The organism is Zoogloea sp. GW822-FHT05C07 (assembly GCF_058800215.1).
Genome location: NZ_CM179510.1, coordinates 2435167 through 2453453 on the forward strand (window position 1 = coordinate 2435167; position 18287 = coordinate 2453453).

General features: G+C 61.7%; 10 protein-coding genes, 2 tRNA genes, 3 rRNA genes and 1 pseudogene. 8 read left to right on the plus strand and 8 right to left on the minus strand.

Going from position 1 to position 18287, the window contains the following annotated elements; all coding sequences use genetic code 11:
* The 3 genes from AC3QL2_RS11510 to AC3QL2_RS11520 form a co-directional block, all read right to left on the minus strand.
* Positions 1-981, minus strand: a complete 981-nt coding sequence (locus AC3QL2_RS11510; RefSeq protein ID WP_493234521.1) for a serine/threonine protein kinase — start codon at positions 979-981, stop codon at positions 1-3.
* The gene (locus AC3QL2_RS11515) at positions 978-1739 is read right to left on the minus strand and encodes a TerC family protein (RefSeq protein WP_493234522.1); all 762 of its coding nucleotides are present in this window, start codon (positions 1737-1739) and stop codon (positions 978-980) included. The genes AC3QL2_RS11510 and AC3QL2_RS11515 overlap by 4 nt, the downstream gene beginning before the upstream one ends.
* Before the next feature lie 117 nt (positions 1740-1856).
* The gene (locus tag AC3QL2_RS11520; RefSeq protein ID WP_493234523.1) at positions 1857-3131 is read right to left on the minus strand and encodes an NnrS family protein; all 1275 of its coding nucleotides are present in this window, start codon (positions 3129-3131) and stop codon (positions 1857-1859) included.
* Positions 3132-3223: 92 nt separating this feature from the next.
* Between AC3QL2_RS11520 and AC3QL2_RS11525 the strand changes: the two genes are divergently transcribed.
* Positions 3224-3919, plus strand: coding sequence for a Crp/Fnr family transcriptional regulator (locus AC3QL2_RS11525; RefSeq protein ID WP_493234524.1), 696 nt, complete (start codon positions 3224-3226; stop codon positions 3917-3919).
* A 16-nt stretch (positions 3920-3935) separates the two neighbouring features.
* Here AC3QL2_RS11525 and AC3QL2_RS11530 read toward each other — a convergent pair whose 3' ends face one another.
* The 3 genes from AC3QL2_RS11530 to nirJ form a co-directional block, all read right to left on the minus strand.
* Positions 3936-4172: a DUF2249 domain-containing protein gene (locus AC3QL2_RS11530; protein WP_493234525.1), complete on the minus strand. Its 237-nt coding sequence runs from the start codon at positions 4170-4172 to the stop codon at positions 3936-3938.
* Positions 4173-4300: 128 nt separating this feature from the next.
* The gene (locus tag AC3QL2_RS11535; protein WP_493234526.1) at positions 4301-5860 is read right to left on the minus strand and encodes a cytochrome D1 domain-containing protein; all 1560 of its coding nucleotides are present in this window, start codon (positions 5858-5860) and stop codon (positions 4301-4303) included.
* A 103-nt stretch (positions 5861-5963) separates the two neighbouring features.
* Entirely contained in the window at positions 5964-7157 is a 1194-nt protein-coding gene (gene nirJ, locus AC3QL2_RS11540) for a heme d1 biosynthesis radical SAM protein NirJ (RefSeq protein WP_493234527.1), read from the minus strand.
* 177 nt (positions 7158-7334) lie between these two features.
* Here nirJ and AC3QL2_RS11545 point away from each other — a divergent pair, with 177 nt between their 5' ends.
* The 7 genes and pseudogenes from AC3QL2_RS11545 to AC3QL2_RS11575 all read left to right on the plus strand — a co-directional run bounded on the left by AC3QL2_RS11545 (position 7335) and on the right by AC3QL2_RS11575 (position 15972).
* Entirely contained in the window at positions 7335-9041 is a 1707-nt protein-coding gene (locus AC3QL2_RS11545) for an ATP-binding domain-containing protein (RefSeq protein WP_493234528.1), read from the plus strand.
* Positions 9042-9498: 457 nt separating this feature from the next.
* A 16S ribosomal RNA gene (locus AC3QL2_RS11550) occupies positions 9499-11036 on the plus strand.
* A 137-nt stretch (positions 11037-11173) separates the two neighbouring features.
* Positions 11174-11250 (plus strand) — tRNA-Ile (locus AC3QL2_RS11555).
* 10 nt (positions 11251-11260) lie between these two features.
* Positions 11261-11336: transfer RNA gene (locus tag AC3QL2_RS11560), tRNA-Ala, on the plus strand.
* Positions 11337-11572: 236 nt separating this feature from the next.
* Positions 11573-14455 (plus strand): 23S ribosomal RNA (locus AC3QL2_RS11565).
* 118 nt (positions 14456-14573) lie between these two features.
* Positions 14574-14686 (plus strand): 5S ribosomal RNA (gene rrf, locus AC3QL2_RS11570).
* The 16S, 23S and 5S rRNA genes sit together here with 2 tRNA genes alongside, the layout of an rRNA operon.
* Before the next feature lie 189 nt (positions 14687-14875).
* Positions 14876-15972, plus strand: a pseudogene (locus tag AC3QL2_RS11575) (IS5 family transposase).
* A gap of 518 nt (positions 15973-16490) precedes the next feature.
* Here the strand turns inward: AC3QL2_RS11575 and folD are convergent.
* A complete protein-coding gene (folD, locus tag AC3QL2_RS11580; protein ID WP_493240390.1) occupies positions 16491-17408 on the minus strand; it encodes a bifunctional methylenetetrahydrofolate dehydrogenase/methenyltetrahydrofolate cyclohydrolase FolD in 918 nt (305 codons plus the stop codon).
* Complete coding sequence (gene purU, locus AC3QL2_RS11585; RefSeq protein ID WP_493240391.1) at positions 17405-18268, minus strand: formyltetrahydrofolate deformylase; 864 nt, start codon at positions 18266-18268, stop codon at positions 17405-17407. The genes folD and purU overlap by 4 nt, the downstream gene beginning before the upstream one ends.
* Between the last annotated feature and the right edge of the window lie 19 nt (positions 18269-18287).

Genomic DNA, 18287 nt, shown 5'->3' on the forward strand with positions numbered 1-18287 from the left:
TCAGAACTGCCGCAGCAGCGGCGATTCGTCCATCAACGCGACCTGTTCCCGCAGCGCCAGGATTTGGTCCTGCCAGTAGCGCGGCGTGTCGAACCAGCTGAAGGCGGCCGGGAAGGCCGGGTCGTCCCAGCGGCGGGCGATCCAGCCGGCGTAGTGGATCAGGCGCAGTGTGCGCAGGGCTTCCACCAGGTTGAGGCTGCGCGGGTCGAAGTTGGCGAACTGTTCATAACCTTCGAGGATCGCGTCGAGTTGGCGCGCCATCGCCGGCGCGTCGCCGGACAGCAGCATCCACAGATCCTGGATCGCCGGGCCGTTGCGGGCGTCGTCGAAATCCACGAAATGAGGGCCGGCGTCGGTCCATAGCACGTTACCGCTATGTACATCACCGTGAAGGCGGATCTGCGGCAGCTCGCCGGCCCGCGCGAAGCAGCGGCGCACGCCGTTCAGGGCCTGGTCCACTACTGACAGCCAAGTGTCGCGCAGCTCCGGCGGCAGGAAGGGCGAGGCCAGCAGCGCGTCGCGCGGCTCCTCGCCGAAGCTGCGGATGTCCAGCGTCGGCCGGTGGGCGAAGGGCTGGCGGGCGCCAATGGCATGGATGCGCCCGAGGAAGCGGCCCAGCCAAGTCAGCACCTCCGGGTCGTCCAGCTCCGGCGCGCGGCCACCGCGGCGCGGGAACAGGGCCAGCCGGAAGCCGTCGGTGTGCTGCAGAGTGCGTCCGCCGATCTCCAGCGCCGGCACGGCGGGGATCTCCGCGGCAACTAGTTCGGCCAGGAAGGCGTGTTCCTCGAGGATCGCCTCATCGCTCCAGCGCGCCGGGCGGTAGAACTTGGCGACCACCGGCGCGGCATCCTCGATGCCGATCTGGTAGACGCGGTTCTCGTAGCTGTTGAGGGTCAGAAGCCGGCCGTCGCAGAAGAGGCCGGTGGCCTCCACCGCCGACAGCACGAAATCGGGAGTCAGCGGCCCGAAGGGGGCCGTCATTGCTTCTCCTCCCGCGCATAGGCAGCGTGCAGCTTGACCGGCTCGGCCTTGGCGGCCTGGCGGCTGCGCATGCGCAGGTTGAGGGTTTCGACCAGCACCGAGAAGGCCATCGCCGAGTAGATGTAGCCCTTCGGCACGTGGTGGCCGAAGGCGTCGGCGATCAGCACCACGCCGATCACCAGCAGGAAGGACAGGGCCAGCATCTTGACGGTGGGGTGGCGCGACACGAAGTCGCCGATCGGGCCGGAGGCGAGCATCATCAGGCCCACCGAGGCGACCACCGCGGCGATCATCACCTGAAGGTTATTGACCATGCCGATGGCGGTGATGATGGAGTCCAGCGAGAAGACGATGTCGATCAGGATGATCTGCACGAGCACGGCGCCGAAGGTGGCCTGCACGGCGCTGGAGGCTTCGCCTTCCTCGCCTTCCATCAGCTGGTGCACCTCCTGGGTGCTCTTCCAGACCAGGAACAGGCCACCGGCCAGCAGGATCAGGTCGCGGCCGGAGAAGCCGTGCTCCAGCACCGTGACGAGGGGCTCGGTAAGCCCGGCCAGCCACGACAGCAGCATCAGGAGGCCGATCCGCATGAACATCGCCAGGAACAGCCCCAGCCGGCGGGCGTTGCCGCGCTGGGCCGGCGGCAGCTTGTCCACCAGGATGGAGATGAAGATCACGTTGTCGATGCCCAGCACCAGTTCCAGCGCGGTGAGGGTGAAGAAGGCGATCAGCAGTTGCGGGTCGGTCAGGAATTCCATGTCGATAGCGCGGTTGTTTCGGGAAACGCGGGCGGCATGTCAGCCGCCCGCGCTCGCGCATGGTCGCATGAAAACGATGTGCTTCGCTGCCTTGCAGCAAGGCAGTGACGGCCGGGCTCAGCCCGGCTTGCCGTCGGCGCGCCGGCTCAGGTAGATCGGCACCAGGCGCACGACCCACGGGGTGAATACGGCCAGCCAGCCGACGGCGGCGACCGCCGGCAGCACCGTCTGCGCGCCGGGCAGCACATCGGCCAGCACGCGCACCGCGGCGACCGCGTGGAGACCGAGGGCCAGCCGCCAGGTCAGTTCGTCGGCCACCAGCGGCCGTCCGGAGTGGCCGAGGGTGACGCGCGACACCATCGCCAGCGTCATCGTCGCGAAGAAGCCGACCGCCATTGCATGCAGCGGCGCCAGGCCCAGGGTGACGATGCCGAAGGCGTGCAGCAGGCCTTGTACGCCGGCCAGCAGCCAGGCGATGCCCAGCCACAGGAAGCCGATGTGCAGCATGGCCAGCAGGCGCACCGCGAAGCTGCGCCGGAACTGCCATTTCCAGCTCAGCCACAGGGCCGTGCCGGCCGCGGCCAGGTCGACGGGCCAGGCCCAGGCGTCGTGCTCGGCCATCGCCAGCAGGCCGTGGACCAGGCTGGCGCCAACCAGCACCTGCAGCGCCCAGTCCGGGCGGACGAGTTCGTACTTGGGCAGGGCGGACGACGAGAAGAAGGGAATCATGCGGTGGCTGACCACCATGAACAGCGGGGCGAGCAGCCACCACACGCCGATGGACACGCCGATGCGGGCGGCCAGTGGGGCAGCGCCGGCCGCGAAAGCCAGCCAGGCGATGAGGCCGAGCGCGCCAGCGGCGAGGGCGAACCAGGCCGTGCCCGCGTGCTTGCGCTGGGCTTCCGGCTTGAAGGCCACCGGCCACAGCGCGCGCAGGAGCAGCAGCCAGCCGGCCAGCACCAGCGCCAGCCCACCGATCCGCAACGCCGGCGTGGCGACGAACAGGCCCGCATCGAAGCCCAGCCAGCCGGCCGCCAGCAGCAGCCACGGCGCGCGCGCCACCGCGCCGGGTGTGTCGGGCATGCCCTGCCAGCGCGGCATGGCGGTCAGCAGGAAGCCGAACACGAAGAACGGGAAGATGCCGTAGGCGGCCCACAGGCCGTGTACCCAGGCAGGTGGCCACGGCCAGGCGGGGGCTGGCAGCAGGCCATTGCGGGCCAGCAGTTCCCACGCCCACGGCGCGAAGGCCAGCAGGGTTTGCACCGCGCCGGCCAGGAACATGGCGCGGTGGGGGGCGGCGAACAGGACCGCGGCACCCGAAGCGGGCGGCTCGGCGGCGGGTTGGGGCGCTGCACCTGTGGGGCGCGCCTGCAGTGAGATGGGCTTATCCATAAAGGGGTAAGGACTCCGTACAGAGGTTTCCGGGGGGGCGGAGAAGGTTAGAATCTGTAGCTGCTATTTCGCCCAATACGAGAATCCGCGCCATGTCCTCCGACAAGATCGATATTCCCGGCTTGCTCAGCCGCATGCCCCTGTTCAGCGCCTTGGCACCGGAGGATCTGGCCCACCTGGCCGCCGCGACGCGGGAGAAGCGCCTGCAGAAGGGCGACCGCCTGTTCCAGCGCGGCGATCTGCCGAAGGGCTTCTTTCTGGTCGTGTGGGGGCAGATCAAGCTGGCCTTCACGTCCGCCCAGGGCAACGAGAAGGTCGTCGAGATCCTCGGGCCGCTGCAGAGCTTTGGCGAGGCGGTGATGTTCCTCGACCAGCCCTATCCGGTGCTCGGTGAGGCGCTGGCCGACACGCTGGTGCTGCACATCGGTTCGGCGGCGGTGTTCGACCAGATCGAGCAGGACCCGCGCTTTGCGCGCAAGCTGCTGGCCGGCATGTCGATCCGCCTGCACACCATGGTGCGGGACGTGGAGTCCTACGCGCTGCGCTCGTCCACCCAGCGGGTCATCGGCTACCTGTTGCAGCTGGCCGAAAGCGCGCCCTGTGCGCCGAAGGACGGCACGCACAGCGTCGAGCTGCCGACCAGCAAGCAGGTGATCGCGTCGCGCCTGAGCCTGACGCCGGAAACCCTGTCGCGGATCTTCCACGAGCTGTCCGATGCCGGCCTGATCTCGGTGCAGGGCAAGCACATCGTGATTCACGACGCCGCCCGCCTGGCCGAACACGACTGAGGCTGCGCTCCGCCGCTCAGGCGGCGGCGTGGCGGATGTGGATCGCGAATTCGCCATCGCTGTTCATCTCGGTGCGATGGGTGTAGCCGTTGCGCCGCAGGATGTCGTACAGCGGTGTCGGCTCCCGGTAGATCAGCAGGATCACCTCGCCGCCCGGCGGCAGGGTGTCGAGGGCTTCGAGGGTCAGGTTCAGCGGCTCCGGCGGCATCAGGCCGCGGGCATCGACGATGACGGGGGGCAGGGCATCGCTCATGGTGTCTTCTCCGATTGGGGACTGCTCAGGGCCATGACAGATTGGCCCCTGCCGGAAACGCGGGCCTTGACCGCGCTCAAGCGACGGACGGCCCGCGGGTGCCTGTGTGCGGCTGAGATCCGGCCCGCCTAGTGGCTGGTGCCTTCCGAGCGCTGGATCTTGTTGAACAGATTGTACTTGCCGATCGGCTTCGAGGCCGGCAGGCGCTTGATCTCCTTGAAGGTCTGAGCGTCGAGGAAGATCAGCGCGCCGTCCTTCTCCATCAGGCTGGCGATCACATAGCGGCCGTTGCGGTCGAATTCCACGTGGGCGAAGGTTTTGCCCGGTTCGGGGCGGACCTGGGCGACGACCTGCAGGCTCTGCTTATCGATCACCTGCAGGGTATCGCGGGCGGTCGGGCTCATCATCGAATCGACCCATGCATAGGGGCTGTTTTCATGGCTGCGCAGGAAGAAGCCAGGGCCCAGGGTGGGGATCGTGGCGACGGTCTGCCAGTTCTGCATGTCGATGACGCTGACCCGCGCGTCCTTCAGGTTGGTGCTGGCCACCACACGGTGACCATCTCGTAGCCAGGAAATGCCGGAGCCGAGGTGCGGCATGCCGGGCAGGTCCAGGTTGCTGATCGACCGGCGCACGTCGAGATTGACCACCTTGCCGTGCCCGTCCCGGTTGGCGCCGACTACGTTGGTGTAGTCCTGGGTGAAGAAAAAGTCGTCGAGGGGTTCTTCGAGCAGCGTGCGGCGCGGGTTGAGGTAGCCGGGCGTGGAAATCGCCTCGCCCATCTTGTAGTCGTGCACGTAGCCGTCGTGGAAAGGCTTGGCGGCCGGGTCGTAGGAGATTTCCCAAATCTCCGGCAGATCCTTCAGGCCGACCACGAAGCTCTTGCGCGGCGCCGCATCGTATACCGCCGAGATGCGCGAAGCGGCGTCGCCCTTCAGGTTGCGGCCGTCGATGAGCTTGAGCAGCTTGAGGTCGGCGTCGAAGATGGCCAGGTTGCCGGGCAGGTAGTTGGCTACCGCCACGTAGCGCCCGTTGCTGGAGACGGCGGCGTTGCGGGTGTTGAGGCCGGCGCGCACCTCGGCGACGACCTTCAGGTTCCAGATGTCGAACTTGCTGACCCAGCCGTCGCGGGATGCGAAGAACACGTAACGCCCGTCCGGCGTGAACTTGGGACCGCCGTGCAACGCGTAGCGGGATGGGAAGCGGAAGATGCGCTCCATGCGGTCGCCGTCGAGTACGCTGACGTGGTGGTCGCCGGCTTCGACGACGATGAACAGATTCATCGGATCGGCCTTGGCCACGTCGCCCTGGCGGGCGTCCGGCAGGCTGCCGGGCGGATAGGGTTCGACGCGCGAGGCGCGGATGTCGGCGGCGCTCCACGTGGGCGCGGGGCTGACCGGCGAGTAGATCCACTCGGCGAGGGCGTCGATCTCTGCGGCGGACAGCACCGCCGAGAAGGGCGGCATCTGCGTCGCGGTGCGGCCGTCGCGGATCGTCGCGACGGCATCCTTGCGCTTGAGGCGCTCGAGGCTGTCCGGCAACAGGGCCGGCCCCATTGCGCCCAGCCGGCCGGCGCCGTGGCAGCTGGCGCAGTGCTGGGCGAAGAGTTCCGCTGCGCCGGCCCGGGCCGGCAGGGTGGTGAAGGCCAGCGCGGCGAGGGCGATGGCGGGGATGAGGCGCTTGATCATGGTGCTCCGGTCCCTTGTGCGGGCGAATGCGCCCACCCGCGGGCTTTGTTGAGGCGGCGGGGACGAACGAGTCACCCTCACGGTGTGCCGTCGGTTTGCCGTTTCAGGCGATGGAGTGCAGCCGGACCCACGGCTTCACTTCCAGGCGCTCGCCGTCGGCGACGCCGATCTCGGTGTTGTCGAGGTAGCAGCCGGGGTCTTCCTGCCATGGATCGCCGGTCAGTTGCTGGGCTCGCACGCGGGTGTTGCCGTTGCAGATGGACAGGTAGCGGCAGTCGGCGCAGCGTCCCTTGACCGGCCGCGGCGACTGTTTGAGGCCGGCCATCAGCGGGTCCGACAGATCGGTCCAGATGTCGCCGAAGCTGCGCTCGCGGACATTGCCGAGGGTGTGGTGCCACCACATGGTGTCGGGATGGACGTTGCCCAGGTTGTCGATGTTGGCCACGTTGATGCCGCTGGAGTTTCCGCCCCATTGCCGCAGCTTGGCCTCCACGTGGGCCGCATGCTGCGGGAAGCGTTGTTGCACCCAGTGCAGGAAGAAGGGGCCGTCGGCGTCGTTGTTGCCAGTGGTGAAGTCCTTGTCGAGGCCGCGCCGCTCGCAGTCCCAGGCCGTGTCGAACAGCAGATCCATCGCCTTGCGGGTGAGGATGTGGTGGGCATCGTCGGCGCGGTTCTTGTTGCCGCGCCCGGCGTAGTTGAGGTGCGAGAAGTAGAAGCGGTCGATGCCTTCATCCTCCACCAGCTGCAACACGGCGGGCAGGTCGGTGGCGTTGTCCTGGGTCATCGTGAAGCGCACGCCGACCTTCACGCCGAGCTCGCGGCACAGGCGCAGGCCGGCCAGCGAACGCTCGAAGGCGCCGTCGAGGCGGCGGAACTTGTCGTGGGTCGCGCGGATGCCGTCGAGGCTGACACCCACATAGTCGAAGTCCGCGGCGGCGATCGCATCGATGTTGTCCTTGTCGATCAGCGTGCCGTTGGATGACAGGCCGACGTAGAAGCCCATCGCCTTGGCGCGGCCGGCGATCTCGAAGATGTCCGGCCGCAGCAGGGGTTCGCCGCCCGAGAGGATCAGCACCGGTACGCGGAAGGCCTTCAGGTCGTCCATCACGCGGAAGATCTCCGGTGTGTCGAGCTCGCCGGCGAAGTCCTTGTCGGCGGAGATCGAGTAGCAGTGCTTGCAGGTCAGGTTGCAGCGGCGGATCAGGTTCCAGATGACTACCGGCCCCGGCGGCGCACGGCGTGGGCCGAGGGGCGTGGGAGTGGTGATTTCGCGGATATAGCTCGAAATGCGGAACATGGCCTCACCTTCCGAAGGGTTTTGGGCATTGTCTCCGTGGGGAGGGGCGCCCGGCCTTGATGGGTATCAACCGGGCATCTGCAGCGGCGGCGGATCTGTGATGACCGCGACCTCACATATGTATAGCAGCGTGCGCTGCAACGGGCGGCATGACAATCGGTGGGCCGGGCTGACAGAATGGCCGGGTTGCGATCCAGACCGGATCCGATCACGAGAATCCCCGACATGGCTGTCATTCATCCCGAAGGCTGGCGCGAGTTGAAGGCCAGCGGCGCCGCCCAGCGCGAAATCGAAACCCTGGCGATTCTTGCTGCGGAGTTGGACGACACTTACACGGTTTATCACGGCGTGCACTGGACGCGGGTCCAGCAGGGTAATTACGCCATCGTCGGCGAGATCGATTTCGCGGTCGTCGGGCCGACTGGCAAGCTGCTGCTGATCGAGCAGAAATCCGGCTTCTTGGCCGAGACGCCGGAAGGCCTGGTGAAGCGCTATGCCCAGAAGGACAAAAGCGTGCCGCTCCGACTCGCGCGGACCGTCGATGCGTTCACCCAGCGTCTGAGGGCGATCTGCGGGATCGAATCGCCGCAGGTCGATGCGCTACTGTTCTGCCCGGATTACACCGTGAAGCAGCCCGGCACCGCGGGTATCGACCCGGCGCGCATCATCGATGCGGGAAAGCGGGATTACTTGGCGCACACCGTGCGCTCCATACTGCCGGCGCGGGGTGAGTCGGTCCTCTATAAGGATAAGCTGCACCGCTTCCTCGGCGACGTGCTGCAACTGGTGCCGGAAGTGCATGCGGTCGTCGGCGAGGCGCATGCGCTATATACACGGTTGGCCGGTGGCCTGGCGGAGTGGGCGCGGCGCATCGAGTGCGAGCCCTTCCGCCTGCGCGTGATCGGCACTGCCGGCTCGGGCAAGACCCAACTGGCGATGGCGGTCTATCGGGATGCGCTCGCCGCCGGGCGCAAGCCGCTCTACGTTTGCTACAACCGGCCGCTGGCCGATCACATCGCGCTGATCGCCCCGCAGGGCGGTCAAGTCCTTACTTATCACCAACTGGCTGACCGTGTCTGTCAGGCAGCCGGCGAAGTGCCGGATTTCAGCCGTGAAGGCGCCTTCGCCCGATTGGAGGGCTTTCTGGACAAGCATGTTCCGGATGAGGCGGATCGTTTCGACGAGATCATCATCGACGAAGGGCAGGACTTCCATGCCCGCTGGGCCGACAACCTGCTGCGTTTCCTGCGCCCAAGTGGGCGGGCCTGGTGGCTGGAGGATCCGATGCAGAACCTCTATGGCCTGCCACAGGTTCAGTTGCCGGGCTGGGTGACGCTGCGTTCCGACATCAATTACCGCAGCCCGAAGGACATCCTCGCGTCCCTCAATCTATTGCTGCCGCTGGAACACCCCGTCGATGCCGGCAGTCCTCTGAGCGGATCGGACATCGACATCCTGATTTACACGACGCCCGACGAACTGGTGGCCCGCTCGGTCAGCGCAGTCACCCGTGCCATCGGTCTGGGCTTCAAGCGTTCGCACATTGCGCTGATCAGCTATCGCGGGCGCGAACATTCGGCGCTGACGCCATTCACGAGACTCGGCCCTTATTCGCTTAGGGCTCCCACGGGGCGCTACGACCTGCTGGGTAATCCGATCCTGACCGAGGGCGACATTCTGACGGACTCTGTGTTGCGCTTCAAAGGCCGGGCCGCGCCTTGTGTGATTCTCACTGAGGTGGATTTTGAAAGCCTCGACGACAAGGCTGTGCGGCGGCTTTTTGTTGGCGCCACGCGTGCTACGATGAAATTGACGCTGGTTGTATCGGAGCGGGCGGCAGCAATTCTCCAGGCCCGGCTGAACGATGCGGACAGGGCCTTTTGAGCGTTGGACGTTACCAACTGGGTCGTGTGTTTCCTGTAAGAACGTCTTTGTTGGAGGGGTACATATAGAGGCCAAACACCCGATACTCGGCGCTCGAGAATTATTTTCCCAAATAGTGTTGACGCATTCCGATAACTCTTTATAATGCGCAGCTCTTTCGCTGCAGCGCGTTACGAAGTAGGCGCTACGGGGTGAGGAGGCGGTGCTGAAGCGGTTTGTGTGTTTCGGTGCTGGCGCGTTAAGCAGTTTGTTTCGAAGTGCTGAAACAAACTGCTTGACAGGGTTAAAAGGCTCTGTATAATGCGCACCTCTTCGCTGCTTCTGCAGCAGTTCTTTAAAAAGATGAACAACCGATAGGTGTGGGTGCTCGGTTTTGAGGGGTGACTGATTTATATCAGAAGCCACAAAGAAATTGAAGTATCTGCAGAAATCGTCAGGTTTCTGGAGTTTTTGGATTGAACTTAAGAGTTTGATCCTGGCTCAGATTGAACGCTGGCGGCATGCTTTACACATGCAAGTCGAACGGCAGCACGGGCTTCGGCCTGGTGGCGAGTGGCGAACGGGTGAGTAATGCATCGGAACGTGCCGTGTAATGGGGGATAACGTAGCGAAAGTTACGCTAATACCGCATACGCCCTGAGGGGGAAAGCGGGGGATCGTAAGACCTCGCGTTATACGAGCGGCCGATGTCGGATTAGCTAGTTGGTGGGGTAAAGGCCTACCAAGGCGACGATCCGTAGCGGGTCTGAGAGGATGATCCGCCACACTGGGACTGAGACACGGCCCAGACTCCTACGGGAGGCAGCAGTGGGGAATTTTGGACAATGGGCGAAAGCCTGATCCAGCCATGCCGCGTGAGTGAAGAAGGCCTTCGGGTTGTAAAGCTCTTTCAGTCGGAAAGAAATCCTTCGGGTTAATACCTCGGGGGGATGACGGTACCGACAGAAGAAGCACCGGCTAACTACGTGCCAGCAGCCGCGGTAATACGTAGGGTGCGAGCGTTAATCGGAATTACTGGGCGTAAAGCGTGCGCAGGCGGTGATGTAAGACAGATGTGAAATCCCCGGGCTCAACCTGGGAACTGCGTTTGTGACTGCATCACTCGAGTACGGCAGAGGGAGGTGGAATTCCGCGTGTAGCAGTGAAATGCGTAGAGATGCGGAGGAACACCGATGGCGAAGGCAGCCTCCTGGGCCAGTACTGACGCTCATGCACGAAAGCGTGGGGAGCAAACAGGATTAGATACCCTGGTAGTCCACGCCCTAAACGATGTCAACTAGTTGTTCGGTGAGGAGACTCATTGAGTAACGCAGCTAACGCGTGAAGTTGACCGCCTGGGGAGTACGGCCGCAAGGTTAAAACTCAAAGGAATTGACGGGGACCCGCACAAGCGGTGGATGATGTGGATTAATTCGATGCAACGCGAAAAACCTTACCTACCCTTGACATGCCAGGAACTTGCCAGAGATGGCTTGGTGCTCGAAAGAGAGCCTGGACACAGGTGCTGCATGGCTGTCGTCAGCTCGTGTCGTGAGATGTTGGGTTAAGTCCCGCAACGAGCGCAACCCTTGTCATTAGTTGCCAGCATTAAGTTGGGCACTCTAATGAGACTGCCGGTGACAAACCGGAGGAAGGTGGGGATGACGTCAAGTCCTCATGGCCCTTATGGGTAGGGCTTCACACGTCATACAATGGTCGGTACAGAGGGTTGCCAAGCCGCGAGGTGGAGCCAATCCCAGAAAGCCGATCGTAGTCCGGATTGGAGTCTGCAACTCGACTCCATGAAGTCGGAATCGCTAGTAATCGCAGATCAGCATGCTGCGGTGAATACGTTCCCGGGTCTTGTACACACCGCCCGTCACACCATGGGAGTGGGGTTTACCAGAAGTAGGTAGCTTAACCGCAAGGAGGGCGCTTACCACGGTGAGCTTCATGACTGGGGTGAAGTCGTAACAAGGTAGCCGTATCGGAAGGTGCGGCTGGATCACCTCCTTTCTAGAGAAAAACCTCTGAATCGAGTATCCACAACCTATCGGTTGTTTTTTAAAGAACAGTGAGAGGCTGGGCGTCAGGCAGTGAGACATCGCGGGCTGATGTCGGGCTGTCTGGGCTGATCCTCGAAACAGTAATGGGGGTCAGTAGCTCAGTCGGTTAGAGCACCGTCTTGATAAGGCGGGGGTCGTAGGTTCGATTCCTACCTGACCCACCAAGCGATCAAAGGGGGCATAGCTCAGCTGGGAGAGCACCGGCTTTGCAAGCCGGGGGTCGTCGGTTCGATCCCGACTGCCTCCACCAGAGATCAGAACAAAGCAGCACGGTGCGTGTGCTTTGTTCTGGTTTTTGCCAGTAAGACTGTTCGATCTTTAACAAAGTGGAAGAAGTGTGTAGCGTCTGTTGATGAGACAGAGGCTACATGGGTTGTGTGATTGCATTTGCATCACTGCTGGCTTTGAACCAGCACAGTGGTGATGCGCACAAGCGCGAGTTCGTCGATAGCTTTGTCTCTGAGCAATCAGAGTGCAACGTTATAGGATCAAGCGACAAAGTGCATGTGGTGGATGCCTTGGCGATCACAGGCGATGAAGGACGTGCAAGCCTGCGAAAAGCGGGGGGGAGCTGGCAATGGAGCTTTGATCCCCCGATATCCGAATGGGGAAACCCACCTCTTTTGAGGTATCCCTGACTGAATTCATAGGTCAGTGGAAGCGAACCGGGAGAACTGAAACATCTAAGTACCCCGAGGAAAAGAAATCAACCGAGATTCCCCAAGTAGTGGCGAGCGAACGGGGATGAGCCTGCACGACTAAACCGGTTACTTAACAGAACAAGCTGGAAAGCTTGGCCATAGTGGGTGATAGCCCCGTATGTGAAAAGTAGCCGGCGGGTCTGAGCGTGCGACAAGTAGGGCGGGACACGTGAAATCCTGTCTGAAGATGGGGGGACCATCCTCCAAGGCTAAATACTCGTGATCGACCGATAGTGAACCAGTACCGTGAGGGAAAGGCGAAAAGAACCCCGGGAGGGGAGTGAAATAGATCCTGAAACCGCATGCATACAAACAGTGGGAGCCTCGCAAGGGGTGACTGCGTACCTTTTGTATAATGGGTCAGCGACTTACGTTCAGTAGCAAGCTTAACCGGATAGGGGAGGCGTAGCGAAAGCGAGTCTGATAAGGGCGATTCAGTTGCTGGGCGTAGACCCGAAACCAAGTGATCTATCCATGGCCAGGATGAAGGTGCGGTAACACGCACTGGAGGTCCGAACCCACTAATGTTGAAAAATTAGGGGATGAGCTGTGGATAGGGGTGAAAGGCTAAACAAACTTGGAAATAGCTGGTTCTCCCCGAAAACTATTTAGGTAGTGCCTCGTGCGGACACTTCCGGGGGTAGAGCACTGTAATCGTTGGGGGGGTCATTGCGATCTACCCCGCGATAGCAAACTCCGAATACCGGAAAGTGATACACGGGAGACAGACGGTGGGTGCTAACGTCCATCGTCAAGAGGGAAACAACCCAGACCGCCAGCTAAGGTCCCAAATACATGGCTAAGTGGAAAACGAGGTGGGAAGGCATAGACAGCTAGGAGGTTGGCTTAGAAGCAGCCACCCTTTAAAGAAAGCGTAATAGCTCACTAGTCGAGTCGTCCTGCGCGGAAGATGTAACGGGGCTCAAGCCATGAACCGAAGCTGCGGATCTCGTAAGAGATGGTAGGGGAGCGTTCTGTAAGTCTGTGAAGGTGTCTTGTAAAGGATGCTGGAGATATCAGAAGTGCGAATGCTGACATGAGTAGCGATAAAGGGTGTGAAAAGCACCCTCGCCGAAAGCCCAAGGTTTCCTGCGCAACGTTCATCGACGCAGGGTGAGTCGGCCCCTAAGGCGAGGCAGAAATGCGTAGTCGATGGGAAACAGGTCAATATTCCTGTACCGCTCTATGATGCGATGGGGGGACGGAGAAGGTTAGGTCAGCCGGGTGTTGGACGTCCCGGTTTAAGCGTGTAGGCGTGCTCTTTAGGCAAATCCGGAGAGCTTAGCTGAGGCGTGACGACGAGGTCTCTTTGAGACCGAAGTGATTGATACCCTGCTTCCAGGAAAAGCCTCTAAGCTTCAGTCATAGAGTGACCGTACCGCAAACCGACACAGGTGGGCAGGTAGAAGATACTAAGGCGCTTGAGAGAACTCAGGAGAAGGAACTCGGCAAATTGATACCGTAACTTCGGGAGAAGGTATGCCTCGGTAGCTTGTAGGAGTACATCCGAAGGGCGAAGAGGCCGCAGAGAATCGGTGGCTGCGACTGTTTATTAAAAACACAGCACTCTGCAAACACGAAAGTGGACGTATAGGGTGTGACGCCTGCCCGGTGCCGGAAGGTTAAGTGATGGGGTGCAAGCTCTTGATCGAAGCCCCGGTAAACGGCGGCCGTAACTATAACGGTCCTAAGGTAGCGAAATTCCTTGTCGGGTAAGTTCCGACCTGCACGAATGGCGTAACGATGGCCACACTGTCTCCTCCTGAGACTCAGCGAAGTTGAAGTGTTTGTGAAGATGCAATCTCCCCGCGGCTAGACGGAAAGACCCCATGAACCTTTACTGTAGCTTTGCATTGGACTTTGACGGGACTTGTGTAGGATAGGTGGGAGGCGCTGAGACCAGGACGCTAGTTCTGGTGGAGCCGTCCTTGAAATACCACCCTGGTGTCGTTGAGGTTCTAACCTAGGTCTGTGAATCCAGATCGGGGACCGTGCATGGTAGGCAGTTTGACTGGGGCGGTCTCCTCCCAAAAGGTAACGGAGGAGTACGAAGGTCTTCTAGGTACGGTCGGACATCGTACTGATAGTGCAATGGCAAAAGAAGGCTTGACTGCGAGACCGACAAGTCGAGCAGGTGCGAAAGCAGGTCATAGTGATCCGGTGGTTCTGTATGGAAGGGCCATCGCTCAACGGATAAAAGGTACTCTGGGGATAACAGGCTGATTCCGCCCAAGAGTTCACATCGACGGCGGAGTTTGGCACCTCGATGTCGGCTCATCACATCCTGGGGCTGTAGCCGGTCCCAAGGGTATGGCTGTTCGCCATTTAAAGTGGTACGTGAGCTGGGTTTAAAACGTCGTGAGACAGTTTGGTCCCTATCTGCCGTGGGCGCTGGATATTTGAGGGGGCCTGCTCCTAGTACGAGAGGACCGGAGTGGACGGATCTCTGGTGTACCGGTTGTGACGCCAGTCGCATCGCCGGGTAGCTAAATCCGGAAGAGATAACCGCTGAAAGCATCTAAGCGGGAAACTCGCCTCAAGATGAGATATCCCTGGGAACTTGATTCCCCTGAAGGGTCGTTGAAGACCACGACGTTGATAGGCTGGGTGTGGAAGCGCAGTAATGCGTTAAGCTAACCAGTACTAATTGCCCGTGAGGCTTGATCCTATAACCTTGCAAAAAAGTGCAAGATGAACACCGCGCACAGCGCAGTCACACACCCCACAGAACACTTCTTCCCTTTGACGCTCAGCGCGAAAGCGCGCCTGAGCGGTACAAGTTATAGTCTGACGACCATAGCGTCTTGGAACCACCCCTTCCCATCCCGAACAGGACCGTGAAACGAGACCGCGCCGATGATAGTGCACAGCCGTGCGTGAAAGTAGGTCATCGTCAGACTAACCCATCGAAGCCCCCGCAGAGTTCTCTGCGGGGGCTTTTTGTATTGGCCGGCAACACAAAACAAGATCCCGCCAACGCCTGCATTCAACCCTTGCTCAGGTGTTAGCAGGTTGATACAGAACCCAGCGAACGATCCATATACCCACTTGTCCTAGCCGTATCTCCCAAACCCTAGGCACAGCATCGATGCGCGGCGAAGTCGATCCCCAGCCCTCGATGTTCCACTATTTCTCGGTCGAGTCCCGGATTCCGGCCGATCATCCGCTGCGTCCGGTGAAGAAACTGGCCGACTCGGCACTGTCGGCCATTTCGGCGGAACTCGACGGGCTTTATGCTAAGGGCGGTCGGCCCTCGATTCCGCCGGAGCGGCTGCTCAAGGCGCAGTTGCTGATCGCGTTTTACTCGGTGCGCTCGGATCGGCAGTTCTGTGAGCAACTCGATTACAACCTGCTGTTTCGCTGGTTTCTCGATCTGGACCTGGAGTCGGGTGGATTGGATCAATCCAATTTCAGCCGCCTGCGCGAGCGATTGGTGGAAACGGACATCGCCCGTCGTTTCTTTGACGAAGTGGTGCGTCTGGCCCGCAAGGACAAGCTGCTGTCGTCCGATCACTTCACCGTGGATGGCACCTTGATCGACTCTTGGGCATCCTTCAAGAGCTTCAAGCGCAAGGACGACGACGAGCCACCCAGGTGTCCGGCGGGGACGGCACCGGCATGGTGGACTTCAAGGGAGCGAAGCGTTCCAACGCCACCCACCAGAGCACAACTGATCCCGACGCGAAACTCATGCGCAAGAGCAATGGCGAGCGGGCCAAGCTCAGTTACGGCGGCCATGCGCTCATGGAGAACCGCAGCGGCCTGTGCATCGATCTGCTCATCACCGATGCGACGATGGCCGAACACAAAGCGGCTCGCCAACTGCTCACCCGCGCCCGGCGCCGCAGGATTCATCCCAAGACACTGGGCGCTGACAAGGGCTACCACGTGAAGGACTTTGTCCAGCATTTGCGCGAGCACAAGATCAAACCTCATATCGCCCGAATTGAAGGACGCAAGACACCGGGCCTCGATGGACGGACGACCTGCACCGAAGGCTACAAGGTCAGCCAGCGCAAGAGAATGCGGGTTGAAGATATCTTCGGGTGGCTGAAGACGGTGGGCGGAATGCAAGACCCGCTTCATCGGAGAAGCCCGAGACCCCAGATCGCCGCCTATTTGTTGGCAGCGGCGTACAACCTGCTGTGGATTGCGAAATTACAGGACGCGGGGCGCGCAGCATGACGCGGCACTCGAAATCGGGAGAAAACCCATTTCCGGGCACATTCGATGGGCATCAGAAAGGGATTGAGAATCCAATTTCGGGAATGAAGTCATGAGAGACCGAATGATGAGCGTCAGGCTGGACGTGGGGTCTGAGCTTTTTGAATCGGCCTGCTAGCCCTGAAAGGAATGGCACATGAGTACGGCGATGGAAGACGAAATCCACCGTTGGACGCCCAAGCGCAAGAGCGCTTTGGTGATGGATAGCCTGCAGGGAAAAACATATGGGGGCGGAGGCCAGTCGCTCCTACGATCTGCCCACATCGCATCACACATCAGAATTGGAGAGCTGTGGGTTTGTTCCTGGTTTTGGGACCGTTGTGGGGGATAGGTAAATAGAATTCGCGGCAATGCATCAGAAGGTATCGTCCGGACTGCATTCCTGAATTCAATGGGCGCTGGGCTTGCGAATTGCGGATCACGTCCGGACGATGCAGAGTGCTGGTGCTCGGGTGGTATTTCGTGGTATTGGGCGGTATTCAAGCGCCTTTCAGCACCGGTGCTTCCCAATCCTGAAAATCGTCGGCCTGGCGCATGCGTAGCGCCCGTTCGGCGGAGCGCAGGGTGTTCTCGATGAGCATGGTGACGGTCATCGGGCCGACGCCGCCGGGCACCGGGGTGATCCAGCTGGCCTTTTCCTTCACGCCGTCGAAATCCACGTCGCCGACGATCTTGCCGGCGTTGGGGCCGTCCGTCAGGCGGTTGATGCCCACGTCGATGACGATGGCGCCTTCCTTGACCATTTGAGGCACGATCAGGCCCGGCTTGCCGGCGGCGACGATGAGGATGTCGGCGAGGATGGTGTGCTGGGCGAGGTCGCGGGTCTTTGCGTGGCAGATCGTCACGGTGGCCTCGCGCTGCAGCAGCATCAGGGCCATCGGCTTGCCGACGATGTTGCTGGCGCCGACCACGACCACGTTCTTGCCGGCCACGTCGGTGCCGGTGGTGTCGAGCAGCAATTGCACGCCGTAGGGCGTGCACGGCGGGAAGATGGTGTTGCCGACGACGAGTCCGCCGACGTTGTAGAGGTGAAAGCCGTCCACGTCCTTGTGCACCGAGATCGCCTCCAGCACGCTGCGCGGCTCGATGTGCGGGGGCAGCGGCAGCTGGATCAGGATGCCATGCACAGCTGGGTCGGCATTGAGGCGGGCGATGGTGGCAAGCACCTCGGCCTGGGGCGTATCGGCGGGCAGGGCGATGTGGAAGGAGCGCACGCCGCACTCCTCGCAGGCCTTGATCTTGTTGCCGACATAGACACGGGACGCGGGGTTGTCGCCGACAAGGATGACGGCCAGGCCGGGCTGAACGCCCTGGTCGGCGAGGTGATCGACGCGCTCCCGGAAGCCTTCGCGCAGGCGTTTCGAGAGGGCTTTGCCGTCGATGATCTGGGCGGTCATCGGAACACCACCGTCTTGTTGCCATGCATCAGCACGCGGTCTTCCAGGTGGTAGCGCAGTCCGCGTGCGAGTACGGCCTTCTCGATGTCCTTGCCGTAGCGGACGAGGTCGTCGGGTGCGTCGGAGTGATCCACGCGGATGACGTCCTGCTCGATGATCGGCCCCTGGTCGAGCTCGCTGGTGACGTAGTGGCAGGTGGCACCGATGAGCTTGACGCCCTTGGTGTGGGCCTGGTGATAGGGCTTGGCGCCGACGAAGCTGGGCAGGAAGCTGTGGTGGATGTTGATGATCTGGCCGGGGTAGTTGATGCACAGCTCCGGCGAGAGGATCTGCATGTAGCGGGCGAGGACCATCACGTCGCCGTCGGCCTCGCGGAACAGCTCCTCGACCTTGGCGTAGGCGGCGGGCTTGTTGTCCGCGGTGACGGGGACGTGGTGGAAGGGGATGCCGTGCCACTCGACGAAACCGCGGAAGGTTTCGTGGTTGGAGATGACGCAGGGGATGTCGATGTCCAGGTCGCCGGACTGCCAGCGGGCGAAGAGGTCGTACAGGCAATGTTCTTGCTTGGAGACGAGGATGACGACGCGCTTTTTGCGGGCGCTGTCGGAGATGCGCCAGTCTATGCCGAACTCGACGGCGATGGGGGCGAACTTGTCGCGCAGGGTGTCGATGCCGAAGGGCAGGGAGTCGGCCAGGATTTCCTGGCGCATGAAGAAGCGCCGGGCTTCGGGATCTGCGTGGTGGCTGGCTTCGGTGATCCAGCCGTGGTTCTTGGCCAGAAAGGCGCTGACGGCGGCGACGATGCCGACCTTGTCGGGACAGGACAGGGACAGGGTGTAACGTCGGGTGGGGGTGCTCATGGGCTGTTTCCTTTTGCTC